This window comes from Amycolatopsis japonica (genome assembly GCF_000732925.1).
In the GTDB taxonomy this organism is placed as follows: domain Bacteria; phylum Actinomycetota; class Actinomycetes; order Mycobacteriales; family Pseudonocardiaceae; genus Amycolatopsis; species Amycolatopsis japonica.
This window is the reverse complement of the sequence record NZ_CP008953.1, coordinates 8,236,043-8,250,102: the sequence shown is the minus strand read 5'-3', so window position 1 is coordinate 8,250,102 and position 14,060 is coordinate 8,236,043. Positions and strand designations below refer to the sequence as shown.

Here is a 14,060-nt window from a genome sequence, read left to right as displayed (position 1 = left end):
CGTCCGCCACGTCGGAGGAAGATCATCGCGACCTCGCCGGTTTACGGCACACTGCATGCCATGGCGTCCTCTGTGAGCAGGCGTTCCGTTCTTCGCGCGGCCGGTGTGACAGCTGCCGGAACCGCGGCGACATTCACCCTTTCGGGTGCATCTAGCGGGGCGGAAGCCCCGGTTTTCGCGCACGGGGTCGCCTCGGGTGACCCCATGCCCGATTCGGTCCTTCTCTGGACCCGGGTCACGCCTTCGCCCGAGGCCGCTCCGGGATCCGGAAAAGGGGCGGCGGTGGACGTCCGGTGGGAGGTGGCCGAGGACGCCGGATTCACCCGCGTCGTCGCTCGCGGTCACCTTCGGACCGGCCCGGAACGCGACCACACGGTGAAGGTGACGGCCGGCGGGCTGTGCGCGTCGACCGGGTACTGGTACCGGTTCACGTCTCAGGGGAAGGTCTCGCAGACCGGCCGGACCCGCACGGCGCCTCCGCGCGACGAGGACGTCGAGAGCCTGCGCTTCGGCGTGGTCTCGTGTGCGAACTGGGCTGTCGGTCACTTCGCCCCCTACGGCTATCTGGCCGGCCGCGACGATCTGGACGCCTTCATTCACCTGGGTGACTACCTCTACGAAGGGAATCCCAACCCTGCGGGTGATCTCCGGCCGTCGGTACCGCCCAACGAGTTGATCACCCTCGCGGACTACCGGCAACGTCACGCGATGTACAAGACCGACGAGCACCTGCGGCGCCTCCACGCCCGGCATCCGATGATCGCGACCTGGGACGACCACGAGGCCGCCGACAACGCCTGGTCCGGCGGATCGCCGTCACACGACCCGGCGACCGAGGGCGACTGGGCGGACCGGATGCGGGCCGCGCACCGGGCGTACTTCGAATGGATGCCGGTGCGGCATCGCGGCGACCGGCTGTACCGGCGGCTGAAGTTCGGGAAGCTGGCCGACCTGACCATGCTGGACCTGCGGACGTACCGGACGCGGCAGCCCGGCCCGGTCTCGGCGGACGACACCATCCTCGGCGCCGATCAGCGGCAGTGGTTCCTGGACGGCCTCGCACGCGGGACCGCGTCCTGGAACCTGATCGGGAACTCGGTGATGGTCACGCCCATCAAGATCCCCGCGCTGCCCACGCGCGAACGGCTCGCGCTCGACGACCTGCTCGACGGCCAGCCGACCACGGTCAACACCGACCAATGGGACGGCTACACCGCCGACCGCCGACGGGTCCTCGACACCATCGCCGCGCAAGGCCGGGGCAACACGGTGTTCCTGACCGGCGACGTCCACTCGTCGTGGGCGAACGACGTGCCGCGAGACGGAGCGAGCGTCGCCGTCGAGTTCGTCTGCCCGTCGGTCACCTCGGACAACATCGACGAGCAGCTCGGCGTCCCGCCGCGGACCGGCTCGCTGAAGGTCGAAGCCGCGATCCGCGCGCTGAACCCGCACGTGCGCTTCGTGGAACTCGACTCGCACGGTCCGGCCGTCCTCGAGGTGACCCCGGACGCCGTTCGGATGAACTGGTACTACGTCGCCGACCGCCGGGACCCGGCGACCGCCGTGACGTTCGCGCACGCCTTCCGGACGGTGGCCGGGGACCCGCGGGTGCGCCCTGCGGAGCGCTGAACGGGCGCCGATATACTGGCCCTGTCCAGGCTGTCCTGGGCAAGGCCGCTATAGCTCAGCTGGTAGAGCATCTGTCTTGTAAACAGAAGGTCAGGGGTTCGAGCCCCCTTGGCGGCTCCAGATCGACATGCTGATGCCTCGCGTTTCGCGGGGTCTGTTCATGGCCCCTATGGGCTCCGCTTTCAGCCTCGGGCGGTCAGTTCCAGCAGGCGGCCGGTGAGGTCGATGTGCTCTTCCACGCTGCTGGTCAGGTAGGTGAGGTCGACGAAGGTGTGGTCCGGCGCAAGTGTCGCGACGATCTTCGTCACCGACTCGGCGATGAGTTCCGGCTTCGTGTCCGGGGCGGCGTTCACTCGCAGCGCCACGCCCAGTGTCCGCGGGTCGCGACCGGCTTGTTCGGCGTCGGTCCGGATCTTGGCCAGGGTGGAGGTGAGCATGTCGGCGGGGATGGTTTCGGGCACCGTCCAGACCGGCAGCCAGCCATCCGCCCGCTCGGCGACCCGGCGCAGTGCCCTCTCGCCGAACCCGGCCAGGTGTACGGGCGGCTTGCGTACCGGCTTCAGGTGGACGTGGGTCTCCGGAATCGTGTAGCCGATGCCGTTGTGTGACACGGTGTCCTTGGTCCACCAGGTGTCGAGAAGATCGAGCAGATCGTCCAGCCGCTTGCCGCGTTCCGCCATCGGAACGCCTACGGCCGCGTATTCGTCGGGTGACCAGCCGATGCCCAGGCCGGGGAGCAGACGGCCGTTGCTGGCCACGTCGATGCTGGTCAGCAGCCGGGCGAAGTTGGCAGGCTGGTACTGCGTCGCGTTGATGGTGCTGGACCCGAGGATCGCGGTTTCGGTCACGGCGGCCGCGACGGCCAGTGCGGTGAACGGATCTTGGGCGGTCCAAAACTCCTCGGGCATGGTGTCGTAGCCCGGGTAGGCCACTTCCGGGTTTACCGGCGACAGCAACCGGTCGCCGACCCAGAGACTGGCCGCCCCGGCCTGCTCCGCCGTACGCGCGTACCGCGCGATCCCACCTGGTGTGGCCGCCGCCTTGCCGAACACCGGAAGGCTGAACCCAAGACGCATCGATACTCCCCTGAGGTATGGACGGACCGTATCGGCCTTGGTGCCACTAGTACTCGCATTTGGTTGCGCGTTCAAGTATCTCGGGCGCCGCCGCTTCCCGTGGCAGGGGCCGGATCCGGCTCAGCTGCACGAGGCTGAAGCCGAACAGCAGGACACCGAGCGGGACGTGGACCGCCGTCACGTGCGCGATCCCGAGGAACACCTGCACCAGTGTGAGACCGAGGAACACGGCCGCGGGCAGGATCGGCTTGGCGGAGCCGCCACCCGGCCGCCACACGAGGATCGCGATGAGCACGTGCAGCATCGCGACGACGAACAGCGTGTAGGCCGTGGCGCTGTGCAGGGTGTGGCCACTCGGCACGGTCAGCAGGAGACCGGCGGAGATCGGGGTGAGGAAGACGGCCAGGGTCTGCACGGCGATCGCGACGCGCAACGGGGTCGGCATGGGAACTCCTTCGAGTGGACGTGTCGCCACCTGGACGAGGGAGTCGGGGGAAACGTGACGGGGCGTTCGCGGGCGCCCGCGAACGCCTCGATCAGAGAACCGGCGTCAGCACTTCACCTTCGGGATGTAGAAGTTCGCGGCGGCGAATTTGAAGATGCTGTAGCCGATCACCGTTCCGAAAGTGAGGATCGGGTAGTCGAGTGCGAAGCCGAACTCGATTGCGGGAATGAGCAAGACCGCCACGTAGACCGGCAGCGACGGTTCCGGTTCTTTGCGGCCCCGTGCTTTCTTGGCCTTCAATTCCGCCGCGTGGCGGGCGGTCTTCCCCCAGGGTTTGACGACCGAGACCCAGAGCAGGAAAGCGGTGGCGCACGCCATCCCGCACGTTCCGACGAGGATCGGGATCCGCGGCTCTTCCGCTCCGGCTCGCAACGCCTCGACGACCGACGGCAGCAGCCTGCTCACCACCGTGCTCGCGATGACCAGCAAGGCGACCGTGATGACGAACTTGACCATCACCCAGCGATGTTTGAAGAAACCCCATGACGTCAGCGCAGAGAGCATCATCCCGGTGTAGGCGGAAACGATGGCCGCCGGATCGAGGACCGTGTTCTCGAGGAACTCGGCGAGTTCGAAGGTCGCCAGGCGGGCGGGGCCGTCGGACGACCAGCCGCGCAGCAACAGGGCCAGCTGCGCCAGCTGCATCGTGCACCAGGCGACCGAGGCCAGCACATGCAGGCACAGCAACAACCGTCTGGCGTGCTTCGTCCGCGAATCGGCTTTCATGGAAATGAAGCGTGTCGGAACCGATTCTGCCGAGCATCCGGGCATATCCCGAGACCTCGGAAAGGCGCCCTTAAGGGGAGATGGCGGTCCGATACCGAGGCTGTTTCATGAATAGGGGATGTCGCGAGGGAAACCGTGGTATTCGCGTCTTCTTCGTGTGGAAACCGACTGGCTGAGCCTGGTCCCGGGTCCGCGCGTGCTCGGTGAGAACCCTGAGCAGCCGGCTTGACATGCAGCCGTGCGGCTGCCTAATCTGCAAAGGCAGCCGCGAGGCTGCATATCAGGGAGAGCGGCATGGACGAGGTCTTCAAGGCGCTGGCCGACCCGAGCAGGCGGCGGTTGCTCGACGACCTGAACGCCCGCAACGGGCAGACCCTGCGCGAGCTGTGCGCGGGGCTGGACATGGCGCGGCAGTCGGTCAGCAAGCATCTGGCCGTGCTGGAAGCGGCGAATCTGGTGACCACGGTGTGGCGTGGCCGCGAGAAGTTGCACTACGTGAACGCGGAGCCGATCAACGCGATCGCCGAGCGCTGGATCGACCGGTACCACCAGGGCCGGGTCGACGCGCTCGCCGACCTCAAGAAGGCATTGGAGCAGGAACCCATGAGCACCGACGAATTCGTGTACACCAGCTACATCAGGACGACGCCGGAGCGGCTGTGGCAGGCGCTCACCGATCCGGTCTTCACCAAGCGGTACTGGGGTTGCGAGTTCACCTCGGACTGGAAGGCCGGGTCGACGATGGCCTGGGAGCAGCTCGGCGTGAAGCTGGAGGATCCCGAACAGGTCGTCCTCGAGTCCGACCCGTATCGACGGCTGTCCTACACCTGGCACACCTTCACGCCGGAGTTCGCCAAGTCGGTCGGGCTCGACGACGACGTGTCGGCGAAGCTCCAGGCCGAGTCGCGGTCGAAGGTGACGTTCGACCTCGAACCCGTCGGCGACATGGTGAAGCTGACCGTGGTGCACGACGGTTTCGACCAGGGCAGCACCGCGCTGGAGATGGTCAAGGGCGGCTGGCCGTCGATCCTGTCGAGCCTCAAATCGCTGCTGGAGACCGGCGAGCCGCTGCCCGAACCCGCATAACCCGGTCGACCCGGCCCTCGCGATCGGGCACGATGCGCAGCGTGCCCCTGGAGATCGCCTGCGACGAGTCCGGGTCCGAGGGCGAGAAACTGATCGGCGGCCGGACCGGCGTGTTCGCGCACGCGGGGGTCCGGCTGAGCCTCGAAGAGGCCGCGGCTTGCCTGGTCGAGCTGCGGCGAAGGATCCGCTCGCCGGCGGTCGAGTACAAGGCGAACCACCTCCTCCGCACGAAGCACCGGCGGGTGCTCGAATGGTTCCTCGGTCCGCGCGGCCCGGTCCACGGGCGTGCGCAGGTGTACCTCGTGGACAAGAAACGGCTGCTGGCGAACGAACTCCGGACGCTCGTCGGCCCGGAAATCCGGCCGGACGACGAGCTCCTCGCCGCGTTCAACGACGTGCTGCGGACCAGGAACCGCCGGGATCCGGCGGCGGGGTCGTTCTTCGCGATGGCCGGGGACACCGCGGAATTGCGGGCGAAGGTCGGCCGGACGCGTGACGCCAAGAGCCTCGATCCGCTGGTGCCCGCGATCCTCCGCGCCATCGAGTACTGGAGCGCGGGAGGGGAGCCGGTCTTCCTCGTCCACGACGAACAACCGTCGCTCAAAGGGGACCGGCTCGCCCGGATCGAGTCGAGTCCGGGGTTGGCCGGGGTGAAGTTCGTGGATTCCCGGACCGATCCGCGGGTGCAGGTCGCCGATTTCCTCGTCGGCGTCGCCCGCCGGATCGCGGAGGACGCATTGAACGGGAACGGCGACGAGATATTGACCGGATTGCTCGTGCCGTATGTCGATCCGGAGTCACTCTGGGACTGATTCACTCCATGGCACACCGAATCGCTCGGCTGGACGGTTGCCCGGCGCGGCGGCGGGCTGGAAACGTCGGAACGGATCCGACCCCGGCCCGGGAGGCAGTCGCAGATGCAGGCTTTCACCTTGCCCGAGTTCTACCTGCCCCATCCGGCCAGGATGAATCCGCACCTCGAAGCGGCGCGGGCGCACAGTATGGCCTGGGCCGGGGAAATGGGGATGCTCGATTCGCCGTCGCCGTCCGGTGACGTCGTCTGGACCGAGCAGGCGCTGGCGAAAATGGATTACGCGCTGCTCTGCGCGCACACCCATCCGGACTGTGACGGGCCGTCCCTCGATCTGGTCACGGACTGGTACGTGTGGGTGTTCTTCTTCGACGACGATTTCCTCGCGCAATTCAAGAACACCCGGAACACCGAGGGCGCCAAGGCCTATTTGGACCGCTTGGAACTGTTCATGACCGGGCCGGGGGAAACGTCACCGGAACCGGCGAATCCCGCCGAAGCCGGGCTTGAAAACCTTTGGGCACGCACCATTCCTTCGATGTCCGAGGCCTGGCGACGGCGATTCGTCACCAGCACGCACAATCTGATGGTCGAATCGCTCTGGGAACTGGACAACATCGACCGCGGCCGCATCGCGAACCCCATCGAATACGTCCAGATGCGCCGTCGTGTCGGCGGGGCGCCGTGGTCGGCGAACCTCATCGAGTTCGCCGTCGGCGCCGAGGTGCCCGACGGGATAGCGGCGACCAGGCCGATGGAGGTACTGCGCGACACGTTCGCCGACGCCGTCCACCTTCGCAACGATCTCTTTTCCTACCAACGCGAAGTGCGCGAAGAAGGTGAGAACTCCAACGCCGTCCTCGTCTTCGAGAAGTTCCTCGACTGCCCGACGCAGGAAGCCGCCGAACTCACCAACGACCTCCTGACCTCGCGATTGCAGCAGTTCGAGAACACCGCGCTCGTCGAGGTGCCCGCGTTGCTCGCCGAGCGCGATGTCTCGCTGCCCGAGCAGATCGCGGTCGGCCTGTACGTCAAGGGCCTGCAGGACTGGCAATCCGGCGGTCACGAATGGCACACCCGGTCGAGCCGGTACATGAACGAGGGCGCGGCCGCCAACGGGCCTGGGCTCGTTCAGCGGATACGGCAGCAGGCGCCGCCGCCGTTCGCGAAAACCGGGCACCTGCCGTTGCCGGAATTCCGCATGCCGTATCCCGTGCGCACCAGCCCCCATCTCGCCGCCGCCCGTGAATACGCGCCCGGCTGGGCGCGGGAGATGGGGATGCTCGACGGCGGGGTCTGGGACGAGCGCCGGTTCCGCGGGCTCGACCTCGCGTATTGCGCCGCGATGATCGATCCGGACGCGGACCTCGATGGGCTGAAACTGTCGACCGACTGGCTCACTTGGGGCACGTTCGGCGACGACTACTTCCCGCTGCTCTTCGGGGCGAAACGGGACGCGGTCGCGGCGAAACTGTGCAGCGACCGGCTTTCCCTGTTCATGCCGCTCGAAGGTGAGCCGGTGCCGAAGCCGTCGAACCCGATCGAGGTCGGCCTCGCGGACCTGTGGGGCCGCACCGCGGGACCGCTGTCCCCTCGCACGCGCGCGGGGTTCCGGCAGGCGGTCGAGAGCATGACCGCGAGCTGGGTCTGGGAGGTCGGGAACCAGGCGCAGAACCGCGTCCCCGACCCGGTCGACTACGTGGAGATGCGCCGCCGGACGTTCGGCTCCGATCTGACCAAGAGCCTCGCGCTCCTCGAACTCGGCGACGTCGTGCCCGCCGAGCTCTTCCGCAACCGCGTGCTGTTCGAACTCGACACGGCGGCGCAGGACTACGCGGCGTTCTCCAACGACCTGTTCTCGTACCAGAAGGAGATCGAATACGAGGGCGAGACGCACAACCTCGTGTACGTCGCCGAGCGGTTCTTGGACGTCGACCGGAACGAGGCCCGCGACATCGCCGCCCGGCTGGGCAACGCGCGGATGGCGCAGTTCGAGCAGCTCGCCGACGAGGACCTGCCGCGGATGTGCGACGACCTCGGGCTCGGCGACGACGTCCGCGCGGCGGTCACCGGGTACGCGGACCACCTGAAGGACTGGATGGCGGGAATCCTGGAATGGCACCGGAAATGCGTGCGGTACACGCCGGAGGAGCTGGCGCGCGTCCACGCTCCCGAGCCGCCGGTGTTCTCGCTCGTGCCGAGCGGGATCGGCATGTCGGCTTGGCGGATCGGGAGCGGGGCGCGCTGATCGTCTAGAAAGCGGTCAGCGTGATCCGCGCGGTCCGCGGGTCCCCGTCGTGCACCAGCGACTCGAAGTGCCCGACGTCGTCGAAGGCGAAGCCGTACGCCTTCCCGTCGACCATCTGCTCGTGCACGATCCGCGAGTAGTGGTCGGTCACGGACTGCTTGTAGAACTGGCCCGCGTCATACGTCGGCTGGGTGTGCAGCGAGCCGAGCGTCGAGCGGTGCAGCGCCGCGCACAGGGTCCGCGCGATCGGGCCGACGACCTGGTCGTTCGGCGCGTGCAGCCGTCCGTCGCAGTTGAAGACGTCGCGGGTGCTCGGCTTGCTGAACGACGCCACTTCGGCACCCGAGGTGTCGGTGAAGCGCAGGACGTCGTCCCCGCCGGTCCGGCCGGTGAACTTCTTGCCGGGTTCGGCCTCGAACGGGACGACGGTGAGCGGCGTCGACTTGTAGGTGTTCCAGGCGCTCGTGACGTAGCCGTCGAGGTAGTTGCCACTGAACTTGCCGGTGTCGAGCCCCTTGCCCGGCGCGAGGACCCGCAGCCGGTTGTACACCAGGTTCGAGAACCCGGACTGGCCCTGGACGGCGTTGAAGATGTTCTCGCGGCCACCGGGCTTCAAACGGCCGGCCTCCTTGTTCGCGCCCGCCCCGTTGGTCAGCCCGACGGCGTGCGGCACGCTGAACATGTCGACCTGCGAGCTGTTGATGAACAGCCCGCCGTTGTCGTAGGTGAATTCGCTCCAGTCGAACAGGATGTCGCGGTTCGGGTCGCCGTCGGCCCACGGCGCGGGCTGGACCAGGCCGTCCGGGGTGAGGAAGAACTTGATCTTCTGCCCGAACGACATGTAGACCCGGCCCGAGAGCATGCGCGGGATCCGCAGCGTGGTCGAGCCGCCGTTGCCGGGGCCCGCGATCGAGACGTCCGGCGCGGGGCTCGGCGGGTTCGCGCCCGGCGGCCACGCGGTGAAGGCGCCGGCGGCGTTGACGTAGCCGAGTTTCCCGGTGTTGAGGTTCGTGCCGAGCACGTAGAGGTGGACCGCGTCGGAGCGGTTCGAATTGTTCGTCACGGTCAGCGGCAGCGGATCGGGGCCGGCGGCGGCCGCGGTGGACGCCGAAAGCGCCGAAACACCGGTGACCAGGGGGAGGGCGACCGCCAACGCGGTCAAAACGCGCCGGACTTTCTTGCGGATGCGCACAGTTCACTCCTCGGCGGAATCCCGCCGCGGAGCGTGGACGCGCCGCGGCGGTGCTTGCGGATGTCGGCCGGGGGCGCGTTCCCGGCCTGGGCGTGACCTTGGCGAGGGGTCTCAGCACGGGAAGTTACGTCGCGGTATGCCGACATGTCCAGACCACTGGTGGGAATCTGTCCGGTTTTGCGCCGGGACGGACAATTCGTCGCGGGCCTTCGCCGATTGAGGTGGCCGGATTCCTCGACTACCGTTGTCCGGGTTCCGTCCTGGACCCCGGCGGCCGGGTTTTCTCATCCGTGGGGAGCGGGACATGAGCGACGAATTTCCGATGCCGAGAACCGGCGGCGGTGAGACGTGGATTTCCGCCGCGGGCTGGGACGGCCTCGTGAAGGCCGCGGTGGACGGCGAGCCGCGCGGCATGGACGACCTCATGTCCGCTGTCGCGGCGTGGGCGCGGCAGTACACCGAGACCCGCCTCGGCGGCCACGAGCTGACCTATCTCGAACCGGCCGACGTGGCGCAGGAGATCTGCCTCGCGGTCCTGGTCGCCGTCCCCGGGTACGGCGTGCGCGGCGGTTCCTTCCTGTTCCTCCTGCGCGCCATCGCGGCGAACAAGGTCGCCGACGTCTTCCGGAAGGTCGCGCGGAGCAAACAGGTCCTGACCGACGAACTCCCCGAAAGACCGGCGGGATTCGCGGACGAACCGGAGCAGCGTGCACTGCGGACCGAACTCGGGGTCCGGCTCGGCAGGCTGATGCGGACCCTGCCCGTCTCCCACCGCGAAGTGCTGGGGATGCGGGTGATCGGCGAACTCACGTCGAACGAGACCGCGGCGGCCCTCGGCACGACGTCGTCACGGGTAAGGGTGACCAAACATCGCGCGATCAGCAGGCTGCGGGCCTGTGTTCAGCGCCAAGAGGTTTTGAGCTGAATACGGATCAACAGGCGGATCAACGGATTCTCCCGTTTGGCGCGGGTTTCGAGAATGCGAACGCACATGGCCCCTCCAGAGTTTGCCGGCGAGCGCCGTTGCCGAGGGCCAGGACAAGCGGTCTCGGCCTCCACCCTAGGCGTGGTCCGGGGAGCCGGAACCGGCTGAACGGACGATTGACGGCCACCCGCACCCGCCGTTCAGCTCTTCGGGCTACTGCATTGGTGCCGAAAAGTCGTTGAAAGCGCGGCAAAGAGACGAAACCGTGCGAAGATGGGCGTGGCGCGCGAGCGCTTTTCGCTCCGGCCCCCGGTGGTCTCGTCCGAATCCGGACACGCCCGGGAGGCATGCCATGACGTTTCCACGGCATGATCGCGCCGCCTTGGTCTGGTCGAAGATGCGTTTTCTCGCTTCGGAAACCGATTCGGCGGTGACGGTGGAGCACGCCTGCGTCGTTTGCGGGGAAGTGCTCGAGGCGGCCGGTGCCGGGCTCACGCTCGCCACCGGAACGGGTTTGCCGGAGCCGGTCTTCGCCACCGATGCGCGCAGCCGTGAATTGGAAGAGCTGCAGTTCACGTTGGGTGAAGGACCGGCTCTGGACGTTTCCCGCAGCGGTATGCTCGTCGTCGTAACCGATGTGACCAGTTCGGAGGCGACACTCCGATGGCCGATGTTCGCGCCCGAGGCGATCGACAGCGGCGTGAAATCGATCATCGCGGTGCCGGTTCAGGTCGGTGCGATCACTTTGGGTGCGGTCGGCTGCTATCGCGAATTCGCCGGGCTCCCTTCGAAGGAGGGTCTGGCGAAGGCACTCGTCTGCGCGGAGGCCGTCATCACCCTCGCCTTGGCCGATACCGGTGAGCCGGTTCTCGGTGAATTGATCGATCGTGAATTCACCGAACACCGCGCCCGGGTGTATCAAGCCGCGGGTGTGGTGTCGGCTCAGCTCGAGATCGGGCTTCCGGACGCGCTCGCCCGCTTGCGCGCCTACGCCTACCTCAACGACCGGAAGCTCGACGAGGTCGCCGAGGACGTGGTGCGGCGCCGGGTCACGTTCCGGCCCGAGTCATGACGGATGTGCGATAAGGAGATACCGGAAAGATGACCGACCTGGCGGCCGACCTGAGGGAAACCTTCGTGCAGCTGGCGGACACCCTGGTGGACGACTTCGATCTCGTCGAATTCCTCGACGTGCTCGCGTTCAGATGTGTCGAACTGCTCGGCGCCAGCACGGCGGGGTTGGTGCTCGCCGACCTGCGCGGCACGCTCACCATGGTGGCCGCGTCCGACGAACAGACCCGGTTGCTCGAACTGTTCCAGCTGCGGAACTCCGAAGGGCCGTGCCTGGACTGCCATCGGGAAGCCGAGCCGATGCTCTGCCCGGATCTGGCGCGTGTGCGCGGAAGATGGCCGAAGTTCGCGCGGGAGGCGGAAAACGCCGGATTCCGTTCCGTGTACGCGTTGCCGATGCGGTTGCGGGAAGAGGTGATCGGCGCGCTGAGCCTGTTCGGCACCCGTCCCGCCTTGCTCGACGACGAGGGAGTGCGGCTGGGGCAGGCACTCGCGGACGTCGCCACGATCGGCATCCTGCATCACCGGTTGCTGGAGCGGCAGGAGATCATCACGACGCAACTGCAGACGGCGTTGAACAGCCGGGTGATCATCGAACAGGCGAAAGGTGTTCTGGCCGAACGGCTCCACGTTTCGGTCAGCGACGCGTTCGGCGTACTGCGCGCCCACGCGCGGAGCAACAACCGCAAGATCGTCGCCGTGGCCGCCGGGATCATCGACCGCACAGTGGAAATCCCGCGCTGAGCGATACCGGTTCGGCGCTTGTCCGCCCCAGGCCGATTCCTAGACTGGATGGGTGTTCTCCCTGGAGCAGCTGGTGAGTTTCGTCGCGGTGGCCGAGGAACTGCACTACGGCCGGGCGGCGGAGCGGCTCTCGATGACGCAGCCGCCGTTGAGCAGGCGGATCCAGCTGCTGGAGCGGGAACTCGGGGCCGAGCTTTTCGATCGTACGCACCGCACCGTCCGGCTGACCCCCGCCGGACGGGTTTTCCTCGCCGAGGCAAGGAAGATCCTGCGTTCGTCGCATGAGGCGACGTTGTACGTCCGCCGCGTGAAGAAGGGTGAGGTCGGCGTCGTGACGCTCGGTTTCACCGCCACGGCGGCGTATTCGTATCTCGAACGCGTCATCGCCGCGGCGAACGCCGAGGTGCCCGGCGTCGATCTCGTGCTCCGGGAGATGGTGACGGCGGCGCAGGTGGAGGAGCTGCTGGCGGGCGGGATCGACCTCGGCATGATCCGGCCGCCGGTCGCGGGCGCCGACATCGTGACCCTGCCGCTGTGGCGGGAACCGCTGCTGGCCGCGCTGCCGTCGGCGCATCCTTTGGCGCGGCGCAACAAGAATCCCGACGTCCGCGATTTCGACGCCGAACCGTTCATCATGTATTCGCCGTCGGAAGGCCGGTACTTCCACGATCTGCTCGTCGCGGTGTTCCGCGCCGCCCGTGTGTCGCCGGAGTACACGCAATACCCCTGTCAGGTGCATACGGTGCTCGCGCTGGTGAAGGCGGAACTCGGCGTCGCGCTGGTCCCGGCCGCGGCAAGCACGCTGCGCTTCGAAGGTGTCGTGCTCCGTCCGGTGGACGGGGTCGAGGGCCGTCCGGTGGAACTCGACCTGATGTGGCGGCGCGGCAACGACAATCCGGCGCTCGGCGCGCTGCTCACCGCCATCGGCAATCCTCCGCGGCGCCGTCAGTCCACTGTGGAGTGATCGGGCCAGGCGTCGCCCCATTCCGCGTCGCGGGCAGCGCGGTAGGCCGGGCCGTGCCGTTTGGTGACGATCTTCTCGGTGAGCCCGGACTCGGCGCACAGGGACAGGCTGACCATGCCCTTGCGTTTGGCCGGATGCCGCAGGACGCGGGCGTCGGCGCGTTCCGGTGCCGTGCGGGAGGCGACGACGTAGGAGAACTTCTCGTCCTCGAAGCCGAGCGTTCCGGACTTGAGCTGACGGTGCAGGCCCGTGCGCGGGAGGCGCGCGGAGAAATGGCACCAGTCCTTGCCGCGCGGGATCGGGCACGCGCCCTCGTGCGGACAGGGCGCGACCAGGGAGAGCCCGAGTTCGACGAGCTGATCTCGCGCCGCGACGATCCGCTCGTAACCCGCGGGGGTGCCGGGTTCGATCAGCACCAGCATCGAGGCCTTCGCCGAGAGCCAGCGGACGGTGTCGGCCCGGCGCGCTTCGGGCAGCTCGCCGAGGACATAGGAGAGGGTCACCAGATCGGCCTCGGGCGCGGGCGCCGCCGGGTCGATCAGGCCGCGCCGCCAGGTCGCGCCTCGGACGGCCTTGTCCCCGGCGTTCTCCGCGAGCCGCCGCCCCAGCTCGATCGCGCCAGGGACCTGTTCGACGACGGTGCTCTCCTCCAGCGTCGGCCACACGTCGGTCGCCGCCCAGATCGCGGCGCCGGTTCCGCCGCCGATGTCGATCTGCGTGCGCGGAGCGAACCCAGGGGCGCGAAGGGCGGCTTCGGCGAGGACGGCGTGTACGGCCGCGTACGTGGCCGGCATCCGGTAGCCCGCGTACGCCGCGATGTCCGCTTCGGACGAGAGGATGGGGGCGCTCGCGGGGGCGTTCTCGCGGTAGCGCGTGCTGAGCCGCTCGACGGACTGCGTCAGCCTGTTCTGCGGGTACTTGCCCAGCTCTTCGTCGAGGGCGGAGCGGAGGGTTTCGGGAAGTCCAGGCACGATCGGGGATTCTCGCATGGGTGGTTGACCTGCGGTTTTCCGGCTGCTCGAATATCGGCGGAAAAAAGTTCGGGGACCGTGTCGAATCCCGGGGTGCCCGATCGACGCGTAG

General features: G+C 67.8%; 13 protein-coding genes and 1 tRNA gene. 9 read left to right on the top strand and 5 right to left on the bottom strand.

Annotation, left to right across the window (positions count from 1 at the left end; translation table 11 throughout):
- Positions 1-60: 60 nt before the first annotated feature.
- On the top strand, positions 61-1,629 hold the full coding sequence (locus AJAP_RS38280; protein WP_038520699.1) for an alkaline phosphatase D family protein: 1,569 nt from the start codon (positions 61-63) through the stop codon (positions 1,627-1,629).
- 44 nt (positions 1,630-1,673) lie between these two features.
- Positions 1,674-1,749: transfer RNA gene (locus tag AJAP_RS38275), tRNA-Thr, on the top strand.
- 62 nt (positions 1,750-1,811) lie between these two features.
- Here AJAP_RS38275 and AJAP_RS38270 read toward each other — a convergent pair.
- The 3 genes from AJAP_RS38270 to AJAP_RS38260 form a co-directional block, all read right to left on the bottom strand.
- Positions 1,812-2,705 (bottom strand): TIGR03619 family F420-dependent LLM class oxidoreductase, encoded by an 894-nt coding sequence (locus AJAP_RS38270; RefSeq protein WP_038520696.1) that lies wholly within the window; start codon positions 2,703-2,705, stop codon positions 1,812-1,814.
- 46 nt (positions 2,706-2,751) lie between these two features.
- The gene (locus AJAP_RS38265) at positions 2,752-3,150 is read right to left on the bottom strand and encodes a hypothetical protein (RefSeq protein ID WP_051972736.1); all 399 of its coding nucleotides are present in this window, start codon (positions 3,148-3,150) and stop codon (positions 2,752-2,754) included.
- A gap of 105 nt (positions 3,151-3,255) precedes the next feature.
- Entirely contained in the window at positions 3,256-3,936 is a 681-nt protein-coding gene (locus tag AJAP_RS38260) for a hypothetical protein (protein ID WP_148311634.1), read from the bottom strand.
- 294 nt (positions 3,937-4,230) lie between these two features.
- Here AJAP_RS38260 and AJAP_RS38255 point away from each other — a divergent pair, with 294 nt between their 5' ends.
- The 3 genes from AJAP_RS38255 (at position 4,231) to AJAP_RS38245 (ending at position 8,081) form a co-directional block, all read left to right on the top strand.
- The gene (locus AJAP_RS38255; protein ID WP_038520693.1) at positions 4,231-5,022 is read left to right on the top strand and encodes an ArsR/SmtB family transcription factor; all 792 of its coding nucleotides are present in this window, start codon (positions 4,231-4,233) and stop codon (positions 5,020-5,022) included.
- A 32-nt stretch (positions 5,023-5,054) separates the two neighbouring features.
- Positions 5,055-5,834: a DUF3800 domain-containing protein gene (locus tag AJAP_RS38250; protein ID WP_038520690.1), complete on the top strand. Its 780-nt coding sequence runs from the start codon at positions 5,055-5,057 to the stop codon at positions 5,832-5,834.
- Positions 5,835-5,939: 105 nt separating this feature from the next.
- Positions 5,940-8,081 (top strand): terpene synthase family protein, encoded by a 2,142-nt coding sequence (locus AJAP_RS38245; RefSeq protein WP_038520687.1) that lies wholly within the window; start codon positions 5,940-5,942, stop codon positions 8,079-8,081.
- Between the two features lie 4 nt (positions 8,082-8,085).
- On the opposite strand, the gene AJAP_RS38240 is transcribed toward AJAP_RS38245, so the two are convergent.
- Positions 8,086-9,273 carry a beta-1,3-glucanase family protein gene (locus tag AJAP_RS38240; RefSeq protein ID WP_038520684.1) on the bottom strand — a complete coding sequence of 396 codons (1,188 nt, stop codon included), beginning with the start codon at positions 9,271-9,273 and terminating at the stop codon, positions 8,086-8,088.
- Between the two features lie 304 nt (positions 9,274-9,577).
- On the opposite strand from AJAP_RS38240, the gene AJAP_RS38235 reads away from it, so the two are divergent.
- From AJAP_RS38235 to AJAP_RS38220, 4 genes are all read left to right on the top strand, one after another.
- Positions 9,578-10,198, top strand: a complete 621-nt coding sequence (locus AJAP_RS38235; protein ID WP_038520681.1) for a sigma-70 family RNA polymerase sigma factor — start codon at positions 9,578-9,580, stop codon at positions 10,196-10,198.
- A gap of 238 nt (positions 10,199-10,436) precedes the next feature.
- Positions 10,437-11,270 (top strand): GAF and ANTAR domain-containing protein, encoded by an 834-nt coding sequence (locus tag AJAP_RS38230; protein WP_228694792.1) that lies wholly within the window; start codon positions 10,437-10,439, stop codon positions 11,268-11,270.
- 29 nt (positions 11,271-11,299) lie between these two features.
- On the top strand, positions 11,300-12,013 hold the full coding sequence (locus AJAP_RS38225; RefSeq protein WP_038520675.1) for a GAF and ANTAR domain-containing protein: 714 nt from the start codon (positions 11,300-11,302) through the stop codon (positions 12,011-12,013).
- Positions 12,014-12,065: 52 nt separating this feature from the next.
- Positions 12,066-12,977 (top strand): LysR substrate-binding domain-containing protein, encoded by a 912-nt coding sequence (locus AJAP_RS38220; protein ID WP_038520672.1) that lies wholly within the window; start codon positions 12,066-12,068, stop codon positions 12,975-12,977.
- Here AJAP_RS38220 and AJAP_RS38215 read toward each other — a convergent pair.
- Positions 12,959-13,966: a small ribosomal subunit Rsm22 family protein gene (locus tag AJAP_RS38215; protein ID WP_038520669.1), complete on the bottom strand. Its 1,008-nt coding sequence runs from the start codon at positions 13,964-13,966 to the stop codon at positions 12,959-12,961. The two genes, AJAP_RS38220 and AJAP_RS38215, sit on opposite strands and share 19 nt — an antisense overlap.
- Positions 13,967-14,060: the final 94 nt, after the last annotated feature.